The organism is Ruminobacter sp. RM87 (assembly GCF_000701925.1).
Classification (GTDB): Bacteria; Pseudomonadota; Gammaproteobacteria; order Enterobacterales; family Succinivibrionaceae; genus Ruminobacter; species Ruminobacter amylophilus.
This window is the reverse complement of record NZ_JNKD01000001.1, coordinates 83,187-104,727: the sequence shown is the minus strand read 5'-3', so window position 1 is coordinate 104,727 and position 21,541 is coordinate 83,187. Positions and strand designations below refer to the sequence as shown.

16 protein-coding genes are annotated in these 21,541 nt (G+C 44.5%); 6 read left to right on the top strand and 10 right to left on the bottom strand.

Annotated elements, in window-relative coordinates; all coding sequences use genetic code 11:
- Positions 1-141 precede the first annotated feature (141 nt).
- Positions 142-1,836, bottom strand: coding sequence for an alpha-amylase family glycosyl hydrolase (locus tag T489_RS0100460; protein ID WP_198020382.1), 1,695 nt, complete (start codon positions 1,834-1,836; stop codon positions 142-144).
- 414 nt (positions 1,837-2,250) lie between these two features.
- Here T489_RS0100460 and T489_RS0100455 point away from each other — a divergent pair, with 414 nt between their 5' ends.
- From T489_RS0100455 to pyrF, 6 genes are all read left to right on the top strand, one after another.
- Positions 2,251-2,898 (top strand): flavodoxin, encoded by a 648-nt coding sequence (locus T489_RS0100455; RefSeq protein WP_051621659.1) that lies wholly within the window; start codon positions 2,251-2,253, stop codon positions 2,896-2,898.
- Between the two features lie 204 nt (positions 2,899-3,102).
- Positions 3,103-7,038, top strand: coding sequence for an ATP-dependent RNA helicase HrpA (hrpA, locus tag T489_RS0100450; protein ID WP_031578075.1), 3,936 nt, complete (start codon positions 3,103-3,105; stop codon positions 7,036-7,038).
- Positions 7,039-7,308: 270 nt separating this feature from the next.
- Complete coding sequence (gene rpsA / locus T489_RS0100445; protein WP_031578074.1) at positions 7,309-8,973, top strand: 30S ribosomal protein S1; 1,665 nt, start codon at positions 7,309-7,311, stop codon at positions 8,971-8,973.
- A gap of 182 nt (positions 8,974-9,155) precedes the next feature.
- Complete coding sequence (locus tag T489_RS0100440; protein WP_031578073.1) at positions 9,156-9,494, top strand: lipopolysaccharide assembly protein LapA domain-containing protein; 339 nt, start codon at positions 9,156-9,158, stop codon at positions 9,492-9,494.
- Positions 9,495-9,519: 25 nt separating this feature from the next.
- Positions 9,520-10,734, top strand: coding sequence for a tetratricopeptide repeat protein (locus tag T489_RS0100435; protein ID WP_031578071.1), 1,215 nt, complete (start codon positions 9,520-9,522; stop codon positions 10,732-10,734).
- A gap of 73 nt (positions 10,735-10,807) precedes the next feature.
- The gene (gene pyrF / locus T489_RS0100430; protein WP_031578070.1) at positions 10,808-11,518 is read left to right on the top strand and encodes an orotidine-5'-phosphate decarboxylase; all 711 of its coding nucleotides are present in this window, start codon (positions 10,808-10,810) and stop codon (positions 11,516-11,518) included.
- 107 nt (positions 11,519-11,625) lie between these two features.
- Here pyrF and T489_RS0100425 read toward each other — a convergent pair whose 3' ends face one another.
- The 9 genes from T489_RS0100425 to T489_RS0100380 all read right to left on the bottom strand — a co-directional run bounded on the left by T489_RS0100425 (position 11,626) and on the right by T489_RS0100380 (position 21,541).
- Positions 11,626-13,242, bottom strand: a complete 1,617-nt coding sequence (locus tag T489_RS0100425) for a methyl-accepting chemotaxis protein (protein WP_031578069.1) — start codon at positions 13,240-13,242, stop codon at positions 11,626-11,628.
- A 187-nt stretch (positions 13,243-13,429) separates the two neighbouring features.
- Positions 13,430-14,095 carry a rhomboid family protein gene (locus T489_RS13930; RefSeq protein ID WP_051621657.1) on the bottom strand — a complete coding sequence of 222 codons (666 nt, stop codon included), beginning with the start codon at positions 14,093-14,095 and terminating at the stop codon, positions 13,430-13,432.
- A 525-nt stretch (positions 14,096-14,620) separates the two neighbouring features.
- Positions 14,621-14,917 (bottom strand): hypothetical protein, encoded by a 297-nt coding sequence (locus T489_RS0100415; RefSeq protein ID WP_051621656.1) that lies wholly within the window; start codon positions 14,915-14,917, stop codon positions 14,621-14,623.
- Between the two features lie 232 nt (positions 14,918-15,149).
- Positions 15,150-15,569, bottom strand: a complete 420-nt coding sequence (locus T489_RS0100405) for an H-NS histone family protein (protein ID WP_051621654.1) — start codon at positions 15,567-15,569, stop codon at positions 15,150-15,152.
- Between the two features lie 339 nt (positions 15,570-15,908).
- Positions 15,909-17,555, bottom strand: coding sequence for a BatD family protein (locus tag T489_RS0100400; protein ID WP_031578065.1), 1,647 nt, complete (start codon positions 17,553-17,555; stop codon positions 15,909-15,911).
- Positions 17,549-19,210 (bottom strand): vWA domain-containing protein, encoded by a 1,662-nt coding sequence (locus T489_RS0100395; protein ID WP_031578064.1) that lies wholly within the window; start codon positions 19,208-19,210, stop codon positions 17,549-17,551. Before T489_RS0100395 ends, T489_RS0100400 begins: the two co-directional genes overlap by 7 nt.
- Entirely contained in the window at positions 19,203-20,201 is a 999-nt protein-coding gene (locus T489_RS0100390) for a VWA domain-containing protein (protein WP_031578063.1), read from the bottom strand. The genes T489_RS0100395 and T489_RS0100390 overlap by 8 nt, the downstream gene beginning before the upstream one ends.
- Positions 20,189-20,644 carry a DUF4381 domain-containing protein gene (locus T489_RS0100385; RefSeq protein ID WP_031578062.1) on the bottom strand — a complete coding sequence of 152 codons (456 nt, stop codon included), beginning with the start codon at positions 20,642-20,644 and terminating at the stop codon, positions 20,189-20,191. The genes T489_RS0100390 and T489_RS0100385 overlap by 13 nt, the downstream gene beginning before the upstream one ends.
- A gap of 3 nt (positions 20,645-20,647) precedes the next feature.
- Entirely contained in the window at positions 20,648-21,541 is an 894-nt protein-coding gene (locus tag T489_RS0100380; RefSeq protein WP_031578061.1) for a DUF58 domain-containing protein, read from the bottom strand.

Below are 21,541 nucleotides of genomic sequence, written 5' to 3'. Positions count from 1 at the left end.
CCGCGCATGCCCGCTGCGGAATCCCGTATATGCCTGATGAAGAATGACAAATCAAAAGGGAAGGATGTCTGCATCCTTCCCTTTATTTTTTTATGTACCGGATTTTATTCTCATAAACTCCGGATACCGGACTGTTTCAGCTTAGAGCTTGTTGAAGAATACAGCAGCTCCGAGAGGTTCGAGAGTAAAGCTGTAGGTGGTGCCTGCAGGATATACTTCTTCTTCTGAACAGGAGGCCTTGGATAGATCCATGTACTTCAGAGAGATTGCGGCTGATTCATCAGAGAAGAGGCTGTTTTCAAATGTTACGTTGATCTGCTTGTCTTCCTGAATGTTCATTACCACGATTACTTCGGAATCACCGTAGGTCTTCTTGACTGCAAAGAGATTGCTGTCGGTACCGATATCGGTCATGGTACCCATTGAAAGAGCCTTTGAATTGTTACGGATCTTCAGCATTTCAGATACGTAGTTCTTGAGGTTTTCCTGATCTGAGCTGAAACCGCTGAACTGACCGGTTACACGTGCAACATGGTCGTCATAGTAACCCATTTCATTCTTCTGAACGTCAAAGTTAGGAACTTCCTGACCCCATTCATCGCCGTAGAAGATAGTGATAGGACCGCTTAATGAAGCGATAACGGTATGTGCCAGTCTGTAACGCTTCCAGTATTTATCGGAATCGTAGTTGCCTGAAGAGAGAGCCTTCTTCTTTACGCCTCTCTGAAGCAGGTCTCCGAAACGTACGAGGTCGTGATTTGAGATGAAGTAGTTAGGTACTGCAAAATCAGGATAGGTGTTTTCAGCGTTAACGAGTTCGTTCTGGATTGTGGTGCCCTTGTGATTGTATGCTGAAGATTCTTCAACTGCCAGAGCCTTTACGATACCGTAACGGGTATTGAAGGCAAAGTTTGACTTAAGACCTGGGAGTGAGTCGGAACCGTAACCGTACTGTGTAATCTGGCTGTCGCCTGACCAGATTTCACCGACCATGTAGCCGAGAGGATGAACGGTTTCTCCGTTTCTGGTGTAGGTGGTGTTCTTTGCGGCTTCTTCAACAGCTTCTCTGATTTCCTTCCAGTTCTTTACAGGAACCTGATAAGCCTGGTCGAGTCTCCAGCCGTCGATCTTGTATTCAGTAATATAGTGGGCAGCAAGTTCCTTGTAGAAATCAAGGGTTGCTTCCTGAGAATGATCCGCACAGAGAGTGCCTTCTCCGGCAGTGTAGGTTGAGCCCAGACCCTGACATACGTCGGTTGAAACGAGAGAGATGTATGACGGAGAGGTCTTTGAAATGGTTGACTTGAAGTGACCGAATACACCGTCAAGGAATACGTACATTCCTTTGGCGTGAGCAGCGTCAACCAGAGTTCTGAAGGTGTCTTCACTGCCGAAATGAGGATCAATCTTGTAGTAGTCTTCACCGAAATAACCTGTGGCGTCAAGAGGAGTAACAGAAGATGCGTTATCGGCACTCTGGAATACAGGAGTTAACCATATTGCATTGATGCCGAGGCCCTTGATGTAGTCAAGCTGATCAATAACACCCTGGATATCCCCCTTGTGATTACTGGTGCCGTAGCCGACGTCATAGTTAATGGTGTCGTCACCGTTGTTGAATGCTTCCACCATAATCTGATACATGCGGATGTTACAGATGTCTTCAACGGCGGTGCTTGGATTGTTACAGAACAGATTATTCTTGTATGTTGATGCTTCCTTGAGGGTTGCGTCCACAACAGTGATTTCGCCGCCTTCTTCGCTACCGCTGCTTCCGCAGGCTGTGAGTGAGGTTGCAAGAAGGGGTGACATGATTGCCAAATATAATTTGTTCATGGTGGATTTCATATAACTAAAATTCCCTGTTATCTTATTGCTGATGATTTTTTAATTTTTAAAACAAATAAAAACAAAACGTGATGTTTTGTTTTTTATTGTGTCAGTCTATTTGACTCCATGTTGACAAGTATAGCAATTTTTAGAGCTTTTATATAAAAAAAATACTGTTTTGCATAAATTTATTTGTAATTGTTATAAGCATGTTAAATAAACGTGTGATTTGACGGAGCTTGATTTTAACAAATTGTATAAATAGCTGAAAAATGACTGTTTTAGTACAAAATCAGGAAATGTTATTTTACATTCCCTGAAAGAATGAATGGATAATAAACCTTGGAATATGGTTAAGAAGCGTTCTTTATCTTGTTGACGGATGCATGGTTTCAGTTCCGGTCGGGAGGCCTAAATATTATGAAGTTTATGAAGTGTTCATGTCTGAGAAAGGCAGCCGGTGTTGCAGCGGTGATTCTCGCATCTTTTTCTTTCTGCAGTCCGGTTTTGGCGGCAGTTCAGTCTGATAGCGGGGCGGCTGGAACTGAAGGTTCTCAGAACAGGGTTCTTGTGGCCTATTTTTCCAGAACCGGTGAAAACTATGCGGTAGGCAGTATCTCCTCAGGCAATACATATCTTGTCGCTAAAGAAATTGCCGAACAGACCGGAGGCAGACTTTTTGAAATCAGAACCGCCTACAGCTATCCTGCCGATTACAGTGAATGCGTAAAGAAGGCAAGAGAAGAAAAGGATGCGAACACAAGACCGGAACTTGCTGAAAACATAGATGTTTCTCCATATGACGTAATCTATCTCGGAGCTCCGGTTTGGCACGGGGATCTGCCGATGGCAGTCTACACTTTTCTGGAAAGCGGTGATTTTTCAGGCAAAACGGTAAGACCGTTCAACACTCATGAGGGAAGCGGAAGCTCCGGATTTGACGTTAAAATCGGAAAAGCCGTTCCGGGTGCGTCGGTAACTGGAGTTCTCTCCATTCAGGGAAAGGAGGCCCAGAATGAAACTCATAAACTGCCGTTCAAGGTAAGAAACTGGATTAAGTCGGAATAATCCTTTGTGTTCAGATTTTCGGCCGTTTTACGCATGATGACGGCCGTTCTCCTTATTGACTCATATGGCGGATATATTGAATAAACGCCGTAATATCCGTATAATCAGCCTCGGAAATTACATTACTTTCAGGCCGGCAGCACGTGCTGCCGGCCGTTATCTGCGGATATTTTATTTTTAATCCCCGAAAGACAATAACTACATATGAATACAGCTTCAACCAAAATAACCTACAGCAGAATAGCCAAAGTTCTTGAAGATGCTCTTATAAGAGACCGTAACCGCATACTGGCGAAGGCCCGCAAGGTTTTCGGAACCAGACAGAGGCCTGTTGCCGAACCTGATGAGGAAAAGGTGACCGAGCTAGCCCTTGAGGCCGCGGCTGCGGTTGAATCTGCTCAGAAACGTGCTGAAAAGATACCGGAAATAACTTATCCCGAACAGCTTCCGGTAAGCAGGGAAAAGGATGACATCATCAGACTGATTAAGGAAAATCAGGTGGTTATTGTTGCCGGCGACACCGGTTCAGGCAAAACCACTCAGCTTCCTAAAATCTGTCTTGAAGCAGGTTTCGGCCGTCGCGGCAAGATAGGTCACACCCAGCCGCGAAGACTTGCCGCAAGAACCGTGGCCGACCGCATCAGTCAGGAACTCAAATGCGAGCTGGGCACTGTCGTGGGTTATAAGGTTCGATTCGGGGACAAGACCTCAGACGATACCGTCATCAAGCTGATGACGGACGGTATTCTGCTTACCGAACTTGAGCAGGATCGCTTCCTTAATGAATATGAAGTCATCATTATCGACGAAGCGCATGAACGCAGTCTCAATATCGATTTTATTCTGGGTTTTCTGAAAGGTCTTCTGGAAAAGAGAAAGGACCTGAAGGTAATTATCACCTCCGCCACCATTGATCCCGAAAGCTTCAGCAGACATTTCGGTAATGCTCCGGTTAAGCTGGTGGAAGGCAGAACCTATCCCGTGGAAGTCCGTTATGAACCTCTTGATGATCTCCTTGATGACGAAAACGAGGAAATTGACGAGGACGTGCTACTTACCGGTATTCTCAGAGCGGTGAAATCTCTTGATGAGGAAATGATGGGCGATATCCTCGTCTTCATGAACGGTGAACGCGATATTGCCGAAGCGGCTGATTATCTGCGCAGGGCAAACCTACGTTCAACTGAAGTGCTTCCGCTGTATTCAAGACTCGGCGTTGCGGAACAGAACAAGATTTTTGCTCCCCACGGCCTGAGACGCATTGTTCTCGCCACAAACGTGGCCGAAACCTCCGTAACAGTTCCCGGCATCAGATACGTGATAGATCCGGGAACCGCCAGAATCAGCAGATACAGTTACCGCAACAAGGTGCAGCGTCTGCCGATTGAGCCGGTGTCACAGGCCAGCGCAAATCAGAGAAAGGGGCGATGCGGCCGTGTATCCTCAGGTATCTGCATCCGTCTGTACAGTGAAGCTGATTTTATGGCAAGGCCTGAATTTACGGATCCGGAAATCCTCCGCACCAATCTGGCCGCGGTTATTCTGCGCATGATCAGTCTGCGTCTCGGCAGTATTGAAACATTTCCTCTGCTTGATCGCCCGGAACAGCGTCAGATAAATGACGGCATCAAGCTGCTTGAGGAACTGAGTGCGATTTACAGGGATCGCAACGGGGAACTGAGACTTACCGAAACCGGCAGGCAGATGGCGGCTCTGCCGTGTGACCCTCGTCTCGGCAGAATGCTGGTGGAGGCAGGAAAACAGGGGGCGCTGTCCGAAGTTCTGATAATCGCGTCAAACCTCAGCAGTCAGGAGGTTCGTGAACGTCCGCTTACGGCCAGAACCGCCAGCCAGGAATATCACCGCCGTTTTGATGACGACCGCTCCGATTTCATGGGAATCATCAATCTGTACAATTATCTGAAACAGCAGATGGATGAGCTCAGCGGCAGTGCCCTGAGAAAGAAGATGCGCAGGGAATTTCTGTCATACATGCGCATGAGGGAATGGCTGGACATTTATGCCCAGCTTAAGGATGCGGTGAAGGATCTCGGACTTAAGTTCAATGAGGCTCCGGCCACTTATGAGGAAATTCATAAATCACTCTTAAGCGGTCTTTTAAGCATGATCGGCATGCGCAGTCCTGAAGGCAGTGAATATATAGGTACCCGCTCAAACAGATTCATGATTTTCCCGGGCTCCGGACTTGCAAGAAAGAACATCAAGTGGGTAATGGCCGCGGAACTTACGGAAACCAGCCGTCTTTTTGCCCGTATGGTGGCTGAAATAGATCCTCTGTGGGTTGAGCATTACGCAAAGGAGCTCATTAAATTCTCGTACAGTGATGAACACTGGAGCAAAAAGCAGGGGGCGGTCATAGCCTTGCAGAAGGGAATTCTGTACGGTCTTGCCGTAATTAACGGCCGCAAGGTCAACTATACCTCCATCAATCCTCCTCTCTGTCACGAAATGTTCATCAGGGAGGGGCTGGTCGGCGGAGAAATGATTACCGACGAAGCCTTTTTCGCCAACAACCGCCGCCTGATAAGCGAGGTGGTTGAGCTGGAGGAAAAATCACGCCGCAGAGATCTTCTGGTTAACGACGATACCCTGTTTGCCTTCTATGATGAGAGAATACCTGAGGATATCGGTGACGTAAGAACTTTCAGTTACTGGTGGAAGGGGAGGAAGAAGCAGGATCTGGAATACCTTAATTTCAATCTTGAAATGCTCAAGCAGCAGGATACCTCCATGGTGTCAGCGGACAAGTACCCGGATCATCTGACCGTCGGCAAGTATAAGCTCAGACTGGAATATAATTTTGATCCTACCGCGGAGAACGACGGCGTCACCGCCGTGATTCCGGTAAGCGTTCTTAATCAGATTCCTTCCGACGTGTTTGAATGGCTGATTCCGGGACTCAGACTTGAACTCTTTACAACCATGATCAGAATTCTTCCGAAAGCACTGAGAAAATGCTTTGTTCCGGCACCTGATTACGGCAATATACTGTTCGAGGCTCTGGATCCGTCAATGGGAAGCTTCAGGGATGCCATCTGCCGCAAGATGACCTCACTCAGCGGTCAGCAGGTTACCTGGGACGATTTCGACATAAGCCAGCTCCCGAGACACCTGACATTCAATTTCAAGGTTACCGACATCAGAAAGAAGGTTCTGATGGAAGGCAGGGATCTTGAACACATCAGACATACTCTGAGAGACGAGGTTAAGGCATCTCTTGCCGAGGTCGTAAAGGAAATGCCTAAGCAGGAGGGAATAAAAAGCTGGAATTTCGACACTCTGCCTAAAACCCAGAGCCGTATGGTCGGCGGAATGGAAATCGTGGCATATCCCGCACTTCGTGACCGCAAGGACAGCGTAAGCCTGGAACTGTTTGAAACGGCTGAAGAGGCCGACAGACAGATGTGGCAGGGACAGAAGCGACTGATTATGCTTACGATTCCAGATCCGATAAGCTACCTTGAGAAATCACTTCCGAACAGAGCCAAGCTGGCGATGTACTTTAATATGGTGGGCAACGTCAGAATCCTGATTGACGATCTGGAATCTCTGGCTCTTGACGATATCATGAGCCGTACCGGCGGCGTGGCCTCGACGACGGCGGACTTCAACAGACTGGTAAACGCCGCCAAGGAGGAGATTTATGATACAGTGCACCGGCTTTCCCTCATATGCGAAAGAATTCTGGTCAAGGCCAATGATGTTCGCAAGAAGCTGAAGGGGAAAATGGATTTCCGTACCGCATACGCCTACAGTGACATGGGCGGGCAGCTTACCGCTCTGATTCACAAGGGATTCGCCACCGAGTCAACAATGGAATTCTTCCCGAGACTCGAGGTTTATCTTGATGCGATGCTGAACAGAATTGAAAAGGTTCAGATTGATCCCAACCGTGACACGGTGATGCTCAACAAGTTCAAATCCGTTGAGGACAACTACAATTCGCTCATGGGGCTCTTTGCCGGCAGAACCGTGCCTGCAGACGTGCATCGTGTAAGATACATGCTTGAGGAACTCAGAGTTTCGTATTTTGCCCAGAGTCTGAGAACAATCAGTCCGGTTTCCGACAAACGTCTGAATGTCGAAATCGACAGACTGAGAGGACTTTACCGCAGATAGACCGGTATCCGCAGGCAGTTATCGCATGAGCGGAACATCCCAGAAACTGAAAAATTTGAGATATAAGGCCGGTTCCGGCCTTATATCTCAAAAAAATTAAAAAAACAGTATCAAATTTGTTCAGTATTGGTTATAATCCGCGATGCTGAATACGGTTTATGCTGACCGTGTTCGTATTGGAATTCGGTCCATGGAAGGATTGAATATATTTGTTGACCGTCTCTACAGGATGTTAGGGCGTTTTTTTATTTAAATATACAGTTATAAAATATGAGTTTTGCAGAATTATTCGAAGGCGCAAATACTTCTTCATTCAAGAAGAGTGTTTTAGGTCAGTTAATCCACGGTATCGTTGTTAGAATCGAAAGCGATTTTGTATGGGTTGACGCTGGTTTCAAGTCTGAAGGTCAGATCCCTGTTTCTGAATTCAAGAATGCTAACAATGAATTAGACGTTAAGGTTGGCGATCAGGTTGACGTAGTACTTGAAAGCATCGAAGACGGTGATGGTAAGACCATCCTTTCTCGTGAAAAGGCCAAGCGTCTTGAATCTTGGACTAAGCTTGAAAAGGCTTACGAAGAAAAAGAAATCGTTAAGGGTATTGTTGACGGTAAGGTTAAGGGTGGTTTCACCGTTGCTATCGAAAATATCCGTGCATTCCTTCCTGGTTCTCTCGTAGACGCTCGTTTACAGAACGAACAGCTCGAAGGTAAGGAACTTGAATTCAGAGTAATCAAGCTCGATCAGGTTCGTAACAATGTTGTTGTTTCACGTCGCGCAGTTTCTGAAGATGACGATTCAGCTGATCGTGAAACCGTACTTGCAAGCCTTGAAGAAGGCAAGATTGTTAAGGGTAAGGTTAAGAATCTTACCGATTACGGTGCATTCGTTGATCTCGGCGCCGGTGTTGACGGTCTCCTCCATATCACCGATATGGCTTGGAAGCGTGTTAAGAACCCAGGTGAAGTTGTTACCGTTGGTGATGAAATCGAAGTTAAGGTTCTTAAGTACGAAAAGGAACGTTCACGCGTATCTTTAGGTCTCAAGCAGTTAACCGCTGACCCATGGACTGATGTTGATAAGCGCTTCCCTAAGGGAGAAGAATTCCCAGGCGTTGTTACCAACATCGCTGACTACGGCTGCTTCGTTGAACTCGAACCAGGCGTTGAAGGTCTCGTTCACGTATCTGAAATGGACTGGACCAACAAGAACGTACAGCCTTCATCAGTTGTAAACATCGGTGAAAAGGTTATGGTTAAGGTTCTCGAAATCAGCGAATCAGGTCGTCGTATTTCTTTAGGCCTCAAGCAGTGCAAGCCAAATCCATGGCAGCTCTTCAGCGAAAACCACGCTAAGGGTGACAAGGTTGTTGGTAAGGTTAAGAGCATCACCGATTTCGGTATCTTCATCGGTCTTGAAGGCGGTATCGACGGTCTCGTTCACACCACTGACTTAAGCCACGAAGCTGGCAGCGATGCTGCTCACAAGTACACCCGCGGTGAAGAAGTTACTGCTGTAGTTCTTAACGTAGATCCAGAAAGAGAACGTATTTCTTTAGGCGTTAAGCAGCTTGAAGAAGACGCTATTTCAAAGTTCCTTGATGCTCACAAGGAAAGCATCCTCTCTGGTACTATCTCTGAAGTTGAAAGCAACAAGCTCGTTGTTGACCTCGGCGACGGCATCAAGGGCATCATCCGCGCTTCTGACGCTTCATCAGATCGTATTGATGACTTAGCTGCTGCATTCAAGGTTGGCGATACCGTAGAAGCTAAGAGAGTAGGTATTGACCGCAAGAACGGCGTAATCTCTTTATCAATCCGTGCTAAGGACGAAGCTGAAGACAGAGCTGCTATCGAAGCTATCAAGAAGTCTAACAGCGAAGTTGAAAAGGGAAGCAACGCTATGGCTGAAGCATTCAAGAATGCTAAGCAGTAATAGCTGATTTTTAACCGCAAGGTTAAAAGCTCTTAAAGCAAACGGCACCTTCACGGTGCCGTTTCTGTTTTTAGTGTACAAATTAAGCAATATCTTGATATATGTTGTTAGATCAATGTTGTTCAATAATGTATAATATTAACATCCGTTAGATTTGTTTTTTATTTGTTCGGACCTCGTTTATGTTAAAGAAAATTCTTACCGTTGTTTATGTACTGCTTTTATGTTTTGTTGCCGTTCTTGCTTTAACCATCGGGGTTTCAAATTCAGCCGTTGCTGAATTCAATGTTCTCTTTGTAAAGACTGAAATGACAGTAAGTACCATCAGTGCGATATCTCTTCTTGCCGGTGTCTGTCTTTCAGCACTCGTTTTCGGCTGGGTTATAGTTAAACTCTGGTTTAAATGTTATGCCTACAGGCTCACCATAAGAAGACTTGAAAAGAAGTATTCTGAATGTGCCGATGAGCTAGAGAGTGCCCAGGATAAGCTGCTTATAGATTATGGTGATAATAAGGACTAATCCTGACTGAGGAATTTCTTGAGTTATGTTCGAACTGTTGTTTCTGCTGCTGCCTGTAGCCGTGTTCTACGGTTACGTAATGGGAAGCAGACAGGCTAATAAATCACAGCAATCGGAGAAGACCAGAAAGATCGGCTTTCTGACGAAGGGAATCAACTATTTCCTTTACAGAGATAAGGAAAAAGCCGTTGATGAATTCATAAGGTACTATGACTCCGATGGTGAACACAGTTTCGAAGAGGGGCTTGCTCTGGGAACACTCTTACGCGAAAGAGGGGATCTCGAAAAAGCCATTCGTTTCCATAATAATCTTCTGACCACCGCTAAAATTGAACCGGTTCAGCGTACGGCCGTTCTGCTTGAGCTGGCCAGGGATTTCATGAGCTCAGGTCTTCTGGATAAGGCGGAAGACATCTTAAGGGAACTTATCAGTTATAACTCCGCCAAGAAAGCCTCAGTAAGACTTCTGGTAACTCTCTACGAACAGGAGAAGGAGTGGCAGAGAGCCATAGATCTTATAGATTCATTCAAACAGTTTGCCGATGAGGGAATTCTGAAAAGACAGTCTGAATTTTACTGCGAGCTGGGAAATGAATCTTATTCCCGCAAAAATTATGCAAAGGCCAATGATTATTTCAAAAAGGCCTCCATCGTTAATAAAGGCTGTGTGAGAGCTTATCTCAACATGGCTAAAATCATGATTGAAATAGGGCAGACCAAAAATGCCCTGACCTATATTCAGGAAGCCGTGAAATCTGATCCTGAGATGATTCCTATCTGCCTTAAATCACTTGCAAAGTGCTTTTATCCCGGACAGGAGCTGCAGCATCTCGAGGTTCTGAATTCATGGCTGCAGTTGTCTGACAGTCCGCAGCTTGTCATGGCCGTGGCTGATCTGATTATGGCCAACAAAACTCCTGAAGAGGCTGAAGCCTTTGTAATGCGACTCCTCAAAAAGTCTCCGAGTTTTGAACTGTTCAGTTACATCCTCGGAAATCTTTACGAAGGTCTTGATCCGAAGAATCAGGAACGTTTTGCCGTGCTTAAATCCATTATGGATGCTCATCTTGCAGGTAATTACCGTTATATCTGCAAACACTGCGGTTTCAAATCGTCCGTTCTGTTCTGGCAGTGTCCGAGCTGTCACCGCTGGGAACAGATGAAACCTCATCAGATAAGTGAATGGGGGGCAGGCGGCGTAAGAACGGTCGCAGTGGAAAAGCCTGAAAAGGACGCTTGACACACCGCCGGCATAACGGCTTTTTGTATAAAACAATTCTTTTAATCGAAAATTATTACAGCTGAGGTTATATATGAGTAATGTGGATCCAAAGGTTATTGTAGCTCTGGATTTTGAAAAAGAGGCTGAAGCCATGAATCTTGTTTCCGGTCTTGCTGCCGGAGAATGCCGTCTTAAAGTCGGCAAGGAAATGTTTACCCGTTTCGGACCTCAGTTCGTTACCCGTCTGAACAACATGGGCTTTGAAGTATTCCTGGATCTCAAGTTCCATGACATTCCTAATACCGTGGCCAGAGCTGTTGCCGCTGCCGCCGATCTTGGCGTATGGATGGTTAACGTTCATACCTCAGGCGGTCCGAAGATGATGGAGGCTGCCGTAAAGTCTCTGGAAAGCTTCGGCAGTGACAGACCTCTTCTTACCGGGGTAACCGTGCTTACCAGCATGGATGAGGAACAGCTGAGAAGCATCGGTATTACCGTTGATGTTAATCAGCAGGTTTCAAGACTTGCTACCCTGGCCCGTGACTGCGGTCTGGACGGCGTGGTATGTTCCGCAAGAGAGGCTGCAATGCTGAGAAGCTCTCTTGGCAGTGAATTCAAGCTGGTAACTCCGGGAATCCGTCCTAAGACTGCTGATGCCGGTGATCAGATTAGAATCGTGACTCCTGAGGATGCCCTAAAGAACGGCTCAAGCTATCTTGTTATCGGAAGACCTATCACCAGAGCGGAAAATCCTCTGGAAGCATTAAGAGCCATTAATGAGTCAATCAGAAATATCGACTGACAGCCGGTATTCCGTTTGTTTTCATAAGTAAACTTCATATTAAAACCCCGTTATCAGTCAGTCGAATAACGGGGTTTTGTACTTTATTGGGCTGTCATTACGGTATATCAGAGTTTAAACTTATTGATATTGTCGGACATCATCAGTGAAATATTATCAACCTGCTCAGATGATGACTGGGCGTCACGGGCGGTATTTGCCGTCTTTCTGGTTGCGTCCGCTATCACGTGAATCATGGAGTCGATTTCACTGCAGGTAATATCCTGCTGATGGGTTGCCGCGGAAATATGAGTCAGCTGCTGGTACACGATGTCTACCGTGCTATTTATGTCATGAAGACTCTGCTCAAGTTCATGGGAGCGTCCTTCGATTTTTACGATATCCTCAAGATGGGATTCCATTGCTTCGGAGATGCTGTCAGCCATTTCCTGAATGGTGTTAATCATGTCAGTGATTTCCTTGGTTGATTCAGCTGTTCTTGATGCAAGGGAACGCACTTCATCGGCAACAACCGCAAAACCGCGACCGTTTGAACCTGCTCTGGCAGCTTCAATTGCGGCGTTAAGTGCCAGCAGATTGGTCTGTTCGGCAATGTCTCTGATGGAATTGATAATGAAGCCGATATCCTTTGTTTTTTCACCGAAAGCCTTGATTTTTACTGAGTTTTCGTGAGTTCTTGAGCTGTGCTGTTTGATTTCTTCCACTGCTTCCCTGGTGATATCCATGCTGGATATTACGGTCTGATGAGCCTTGGAGGAATTATTGAATGCTTCTGAACAGTTCTGGGCAATTTCAGTAAAGGTTTTTGCCATTTCAGTACAGGCTTCTGAAACGGAAGTCGCCTTTTCAAAAATCTTTTCATTACTGTCGTAAACAGACATGTTGGTCTCTTTCATTTTCTGAGTGTTCTTGTTCAGCTCATTTGAGTTTGATCTGATGGCTGAAATGATATTTCTCAGGTAATCAACCATCTGATTGAATGAATTGGCAAGAGTGCCGATTTCATCATCTGAATCAAGTGATACAAAGGTTCTGAGATCCCCTTCAGACAGAATGTGTGCATCATTGGCCAGAGTTCTTATAGGTGAGATAATTGATCTGCCGAGTAAGTACATGTAAATAATTATGGAGAGCAGGGCAATAATTGCAACAATCAGAAGTGATAGCGGGTTGGTTGATTTTTTAACATCAACAACAATGTCTTCAGTGAATTTGTTGGCAAAGCCGATGAGTTTGTTTACCTCATTATCAATACTTGCCCCGATAGGAACCAGATGCTCTTCAATGGCAAGGAATGCACCGCGTTTGTTGCCTTCCTTAGTCAGACGGAATACATCTTCCTTTGCCTTATCATAGTTTTTAAGGTTGTTTTCCATCTGATCAACGATTTCGAGGCAGTCTTCGTCGTGTTTGCACCCTGAATGGATTACGGAAATAACGTTGTTGAAGTTCTCTCTGTTTCTCTGATAAGCCTCGTTGAAGGAATTAAGCTCGTTGTCATCAATAGTCATGGGTGCTTTGATGGCACTTATACGGAGTTCCTTAAAGAGAGCTTCTGCGTTTCTTGCCGCATCAACAAATGTGATGCAGGTGCGAAGATCCGGTAGCTGTTTTGTAGCAGCATTCATTTTGTAGAGAGATATCGTGATTACTATGGCGAATGTAATCAGAATGTATACTGACATCAGCTTCAGCTTGCTGGATACAGTTAGATTGTTCAACATTGTTATGCCTGCTATGAGTAATGAATATATTTATCCTAAGTACGGAGCGTACTTCTAAGATTATCACACGTGAAAATGCTGACGTCAGTGATCTGTATACAATATAAAATCAAAACAGGATCGTATTTTCAATATTGATAATACGATCCTGTTTTTATTTGGATGGATTGAATTATAAAGCTTTTGTTTATTGGAGTGAACGACCTACAATCATGCTGCTTTTACCAAAGAAAAGTCCTCTGATTAAAGCCAGAACAGAACCTGCAATGGCTCCATAGAGATGTGCTTCACCACATGTTTTGTAGCTGAAATCTGCATCGGGATTTATCTGTTTCTCAATGGTGATTGTTTCACCGTAGACCTTTTGAGCCAGTTCATTGAATGTAAGTTCTGGCCAGTTAAAATCGACATAGAGCTTGATAATCAGACCGATGATGAGGAGTATTCCCTTTACGTCTCCGTCTTTGAAATATCTTAATATGGCGGCGTAGGCAAACATTCCGTGAAGGGCTCCGCTCAGTCCGGAGTAGGTGCCTATGGTGTGGTTAACGAAGGCTATGCCGCATGTTACCGCAATGGCTGAAACCAGCAGGCTTGCCACCTTGTCAGGGTAGGTATTGACGTTTGGGCTGTAGAAAAGGAACCATATGATGGCGAGACCTATAAGATTTTCAGTCAGATGAACATTGTCAAAATGAGTGAAGTTTGCGGTAAGAAAAGAGAGATAGTGAAGCAGATCATGATCGTATCTGGTCCACATCAGATCGGCCGGATGAGCGTAGATTACGGAACAGTAAATACACGCTCCCGCAGCGAGCAGAAACAGAATAATACTGAGTACTTGATTTTTCATATAAATCCTCGGAATGCTTAAAGTATTGAATAATAGTTTTTAATATTTTATGTCATATCATATATTCAGGCTATCTTTATTGGTGATAAATCATAGAGGGCGTCAGAATATTGGCGGAAAAGCGACAGGTTACCGACTGATGAATCAGACTCCGTGCCGGATACTGTTCTGGCACTTCGTCCTAGTAGGAGCTATGGAAAAATCTTAATGACCGGCGAGTCGGACATTGACCGCAAGGAGACAACAGCCAATGTCCGATCGTCAAGGAGCTTTATTCTGCGGCTTCGGCTTTGCCGTACAGGAGCTAACGGCTATGCCTCACCATATAATATACAAACATCGATACTGTTCGTACCGTCAGACACAGAATTTAATTTACGTGCCTGATATATTGTCATTATAGCATATTTTTTAAATTTGAGAATAAAAAATATAAGCTATGTGATAAAAATAATGCCTGATACTGAAAACAGTCGTTTAGTACGGAGCGAAGATCTAATGTGTTCCGAACTAAACATCTGTCCGTTATTTCATCATACTGTACGGTGTAAACGCCACCGCTACGGCTGTGGTGTTTTTACCTGAAAGGTGAAGTCTCTGACAGAGCATTGCGTATATGTCACGGGGAAAGCCTCCTTCCATTGTCCAGATGTCACATCCCCGTTTGAAAGTGGATATTCCGGAGATATTTGGATATCTGCTGCCGATATGATTACTGGTTATGTAGTGTGAAACCTCGGAAGAGTAAGTGAAATTTTTTAATTCGATTTCCTTTACCAGTTCGTTGAATTCGCGTCTTTGTACGGGTGATAAAATTCTCATGCTGTTTCTCCTTATCATTTGTTGTATCTATGTTTTTCTCTCTGATTGACGTGTTAATTATATAGAGGGGAGACAGACTGATTTTTTCTAAAAACGTACAATCTGTTTTTCTGACAGAAAAACAAAGAGAATGTCTGATGAGAAGTGGCAGAGGTCATGTTTAAGAACTGCAGCCTCATTCATGAACCTTCTGCATCTGGAGGCTGGATTATCCGGAGTGGAAAAGCTGAAATCAGTCGTTATTGTGATTTATGAGATAGTCGTCCATGCTTTTGCCTTCTCTTTTGATACATTCTCTGAATGAAAGTGGGGTTCTACCCTGACCGGTCCAGGTAAGTACATTGCCGTTCTCATCGGTAAATTTGTATTTAGGAGGTACGACTCTTCGGCGAATCTGTTTTTCGGATTCGGTTGACTCGGCAAGCATGGAAAGGTCGGTAGCGCTGATGTTGTTCTGAGCCATGATGGCTTTAATGGCATTGAGGGCTTCCTGTCTCTCTTTGCGCACTTTTTCACTCAGCTCTTCGTCAATCTTTTTTTCATCATGTATTTTCTGGAGCTTCTGGATTATATCCTGTATTTCGGAGGAGGTGAGATCCGCAACCGCGCTTTTAAGCAGTCTTCCATTGGTAAGAACAGAAAGAAAATCCATTATTGACTCCTAAAGACCTGATGATAATCATGGATAACCCGATGAATAAAAGAGGAATAAATAAAGCTTATTTAAATTTTATTTAACCTGCTTTTGAATAATTTTAAATAAAAAAGAAAATTAAAACTACAGATGAATATCCCGTTTTGATAAAAATAAAGCGTAGAACACATGAATTTACAGCTGATGCTAACAGATGTTAATCAGAAATCGTTGTATCCTTATTTAAATACCGTCAATAATTAAATGAATAAGCGTTGGAATCGGGAATGGAAAATTTATTAAAGCGGTGAATAAAAAAAGGGAGCTTCAGCTCCCTTTTTGCAGTAATAATCTGAATTACTTCAGCTTCTGAGTAACGGTTTCGTAAATTTCGCCGTTAAGACCGTATGGGTTAATACCGTGTTTAGCTTTCGGTCTTCTGTAGTTCTTGTTCTTTGAAACAACCTTTCTGATTTCTGAATCGCTCCAGGCCTGATGATCAGGTGCCCAGCATGCAGCTGACAGATTGTCAAAGGCCTCTTTGTTTGCAGTATAGAACGGAATGTCATTCAGACCGACAATTGTCTGACCAGGCCATCTCTTCTGAGCCCATTCCAGAATAGCGTTTCTGGTCTGGAAAGGATCGTTCTTTGACCATGACTTGCGCATCTGTTTCCAGTATCCTTGGTAATCGAAATATTTGTGCAGCTTTCCGTAGATGCCTACACGATTACGATACCAGATGATGCTGTAGTAGGTGAATACGCCGAAGATCAGAATAAAGGCAACGCCTGCAAACAGCCAGTGAGCATATCTAGGGTCTCTAGGAATATAGTCATTGAAACTGAAACCTGAAACTTCATATGTTGCGCCGGTAATGGTTGCTTCCTTCTTTTCCCCGTTGTTAGGGTTCAGCCAGGTGAACTTAACATCAGGAATGTTAAAGGTGGTGTGGTTCTTCTTTGGAACAAATACCTGCTTCAGGGTGAGTGTTGAAACGAACTTTTTGTTCTTCATCAGTTTTTCTGATTCTTTGGTTTTTTCAACATACACATCATAATCAGGTAAATCCGGAAGTTCCATTGCAGGGAACTGGGACAGGGCGTTATCAGTACCGCGAATAGTGATTGAGCGGGTGATGGCCTGACCTACAGATACTTCCTTTTCATCAGGAGTCCACTGTACAGCCACGGTGATGTTTTCTGATACAAGATGCTTTTCAGGATTCGGCTTTACGTTAATATTCTGAATTTCACCTTTCTGGGAGAAAGAATTGTTGCTGCCGTTAGACTTGATGAAACCCTCAATGGTTGGACCTTCAATTACCTTTGCGCCAGGCTTGTTGAAGATAATCTTGTATTCACGAATCTGTGTTTTGTAAATAGGCTGATTAATGGAATTTTCCTTACTTACACGACTGATTACCTTTTCCTGATAAAGTTCAATGGTTGCGTCTTCAGCCGTAGGCGGAGTGTAGGTCTGAATCTTCACGTTAGGAAGAATATCAGTTTCCACACGATACATCACAAGCTGACCTTCAATGGCGTTAGGATTACGCAGAAGAGTCTTGATGAACTTCTTTGCGTATGTCTTTGAAGTACGCTTTATCACATTGATCTGACTAGGGGATGAAGCCTTGCTCAGACCGCTGAAACTGAACGGTTCAATGCTGATAATGCCAGATACATTGGTAAGCAGCGGGATGTCCCACTTGTATACGGTGAGATCCTTGTTGTCTTCAGCCGGATTCTGAGTGAACCTAAGGTTGCCGATCTGGAACTTGTTCTTCAGATGTTCGTACTGAATGCTGCTTGCGGTAAGCTTAACGTTGGTAATTACCGTAACTCTGACGTTAAAAGACTTTCCAGAGAAGATTTCCTTATCAGTGGAAATCTTTATGGTGGTATTCTCTTCTTTTGCTTCTGCAGTTGAAACCAGTGCGGTACTGAAAGTGCAGAGTAAAACAAGTACCAGTAATTTAAAGAATAAACTTAGCTTTACCATTTCTGCTCCGTAATCTTATAAGTTTTCTTACTCTGCTGTAACGCCATTCTGCGCTGTAACAGTGTACCGGTGGTGGTGGTAGGGAGCGGGGCGTAACCCATGTCATTGCTTGCGGAGGTCAGACCGTTAAGCCTTGCTTCCTTAATCTGGGCTTCCTGACGGGCTCTTGCGAGTTCGTTCAGTTTGCGCAGATATTCGATAATTACTGTCTTGTTCATGCTGGCATCCGCATGCTCAGGGTTGAGTTCGAGAGCCTGATCGTACGCAAGGATTGCGTTATCAAGAGATGCAGCGTTGGTTGACTGCATATGGGCAAAACAGTTTCCGATATTGTACTTCGCTTCTGCATCGTTACCCATGGCTTCATATTCAGGAAGAGCCTTGTCGTAACGACCGAGTCTGTAGTAGGCATTGCCTCTCCAGAAATGATCGGTCAGGTACTTGAGAGCTTCCTCGTACTTGCCTTCCATGTAGAGTTGATGGCCGTATTCATTAGGGTGACTTGCAATGTATTGCGGGCTCACTTCTTCATCAGCTGCCATGGCATCCTGAGGGTACATGACGGATGAAGTGAAGAGGGTGAATGCAAGTGCGATAACAAAGAAGTAGTTTCTGATAAAGCACACGGCGGTGATCAGACATGCTAGCATAAAGAAGTAACCTATGTCCTTATGTGTATATTTACTCTTTTCGGTAACTTTGTACTTTGAATGCTTATAGCTGTAGATCTTTTCCAGTAAAGGAGCCTGATCATTCATTTCAAAGTAAACCTGTGAACCGGTATCCTTAGCAACCTTGTGAATCAGTTCGAAGTTTGACTGAGCCATAACGGTGTTGCCATTCTTGTCACGGACAAAGGTTTCGTTTACGGGAATCGGAGAACCTGATGGTGTTCCGATAGCATAAATGTATACAGGGTAAGGACATTCCTTTATATAGGCGATGAGGTCGGCAACTTCTTCAGGAGTTGTCTTTACGTCATCAAGAACAAGCAGAATGTTACCCGGAGTCTTGTGGTCCTGGTCCAGAATCTTGCGGGCTTCCTTTAAGCCTTCAAGAGGATTTGAACCCTGAGCTTCTCTTGGCATGATTGCCGGATCAAGTTCCTGCAGAAGGTAGAGCAGGCTTGATGCGTCATCGGTAGGAGGGGCAACAACATAACTTTCGTTGGTAAATGCCACAATACCGATGTGACGGTGATCCTTTGAGGCGTGGAGAAGTTCAATGAGACTAAATCTTGCACGCTGGAAACGGTTCGGCTTCAGGTCGGTGGCAAGCATTGAAAGTGATGAGTCAACAACCCAGATCCAGTTTTCATCGTTCTGGAAACCTTCTCCGTCCTGCGGAATTGCAGGACCGCATAACGCTACAACTGCAAAGAAGTAAGGAATAACCAGCCATCCGAACTTTTTCCAGAGCTTTGGCTTGCTGATAAGCAGCTTCTGCTCTTCTGATGTTACGGCAGCGTTGATGTTCTCATCCTCTTCGTCATCAAAATCATTCTTGATGTTCTTCTTAGGCTTGAGGTAGTTAATAATGTCTTCATTGATGAAGTTCTGCAGCTTGTAATGCTTTGCAAAGTCCACGTATACAAATATTAACGGTAGTAACAGTAATATCAGCCACCATGGACGTAATAATACGAAATCAGCCATTTATTCTCCTTACTACGATGCCGGTGCAGATTGATAAAATCAGGGAAATTAACAGTGGCCAGTGGTAAAGTTCCACTTCAGGCTGATATGAACGGGGGGCTTCTTCTGAAGCTTCGTTGAAGTTGATTTCCTGATATTTGTTGTGAAGCTGTTTGCCGTCTTTTGCACGATAATAGCTGCCATGTGTGATTTTGGCAATTTCGCCGAGAGTAAATTCGTCAATCTTGTCTGTCGCTGCACCTTCAGCATCGTCATCCATATTGTCAGATGTGTTGTCTGAGCCGAAACCGATGGTGTAGATCTTCATATCGTGTTCGTTGGCGATCTGGGCAGCCTGAACAGGAGTCATGCCGGCAACGGTATTCTTGCCGTCGGTAAGAAGAACAAGAATCTTCTTGTTGGTGCCTGCTTCCTCAAATCTGGTAATTGCCATGTTGATGGCACCTGAGATGTTGGTAAGAGGACCGGTTGACAGCTTAAGATCAATTTCATCAGCAAGCTTGAGGAGAAGTCCCTTGTCAAAAGTGAGAGGAGACAGCACCTGAGCCTGATCAGAGAAAAGGATAATGCCGATACGGTCGTTTGAATTACTCTTGATACGTGAAAGAATGAATTCACGAACCTGTTCCTTTACGATATCGATACGCTGAACCGGCTTGTTGGTTTCGGAATCAAGCATGTCCATATATCTCATGGAATCTGAGAGGTCAACAGCCAGAATAATGTCGCGGTGAGGCTGTTCAATTACGATTGGAGTATCGTAATAGATAGGTCTCATCAGGGCAATCATAAGGAAAACCCATGCGGCATAGGCAATACCGAAAATCATGTGAACTCTGTTCTTTGGTTCGGAATCAAGAATTTTTGGTAATGAGGTGATGTAAATGAATTCATCCTTCTTGCTTCTGCCCGGCAAAAAGCGGATTAAGATTGGCAAAAAGGCAAGGATCAGAAATACCCACCAGAAAGAACCAATTCCTAGCGCCCCCATATTCTTCTCCTTATATTAGAATAAATCCATTTCTTACATTCTTTAACCAACATTTTCTTTTCACTGATTGGAACTTCAATGTTCTGCCAGTCGTAGATAACTTCTTCCCAGGCATTTGTGAATGCTTCAAAGTTGGTGTTGCCTGTCTGATCCAGAAATCTGAGCCAGTTGAGACCGTATAACGGTGCCACAACGTCTCTAGGATACATAATAAGCGCAGTTTCCTTTAACCAGTAGTTGATTAAAGGAATGAAAGCTTCGTTATTGAGATCGATTCTGTTCAGACGTTTAATAGCTGCAAAGAGCGGTAAAAGTCTGTAGACGGAGTAACAGATAACCGCCAAAATGACAATAAGAACAATCCACCATAGAAATCCGTATGAGAAATCTACCGGAGGTTCGCCCTCATGGATATCTCTAAGTAAAGAAAAATCAAATTCCATGACTTATTCCCTATCCTGGTTTTTATTAGCCTTTGATAATGCTTCAGATACATCGATACAGATGTTGCGCTGTGATGTTTCTGAGAGAATACGGTCAATGTGATGTATTCTGTGTAAGCCTATACGGCGGTAATTTTCTACGAAGTTACTGTCGAGAGAACTGATGAAGCCCTGACTTGAGCCGGTATCAATACCGATTGTACCTGACCCTTCGATGTTTACTTCAATTCTGTCATACAGCTGGTAGGTTCTTACAGTATGAGATTTGTTCAGACGTCTCAGGTAAAGCATTGAGTTGTCGTCTAATCTGTAGAAATCGCTGATGATGTGGAACACACTGCCTGGTCTTGCATGATTAACCAGCAACTTTAAACCGTCGCCGATGTTAAAATCAAAACTTTTTCTTCTTAAACCTATCTGGTAGGCGTCGTAAATCTTCTGAATGAATGCCAGAACATCCTTACGCATGCCACCGGGCTGGTGTCTGATAGGAGTGTTACCGAGAATAATCATGCCGGCAACCTTATCCTTCATTTCCAAAGCCTGCCAGGCACAGGATGCTGCAATCAGGGCACCGAGACGGGCCTTGAGCTGTCCCTGTGAGCCGAAGTACATGGCCGGGTCGAGATCAAGAATGATGTATACGTTACGATCGCGTTCCTCTCGGAACATTTTTGTATATGGTCTTCCTGTTCTTGCTGTTATACGCCAGTCGATGTTTCTGATATCATCGCCAGGAAGATAGGCACGAACTTCTGAAAATTCCATACCGCGTCCCTTACTCATTGAACGCAGAATACCATATCTCTGACTTGCCACCATTGTATTAGGTAGCAGCTGAGTCAGTGGAGGAACCTGAATAAGTTCTTCGAATGTAAGTTCAATCCCATTAGGCAT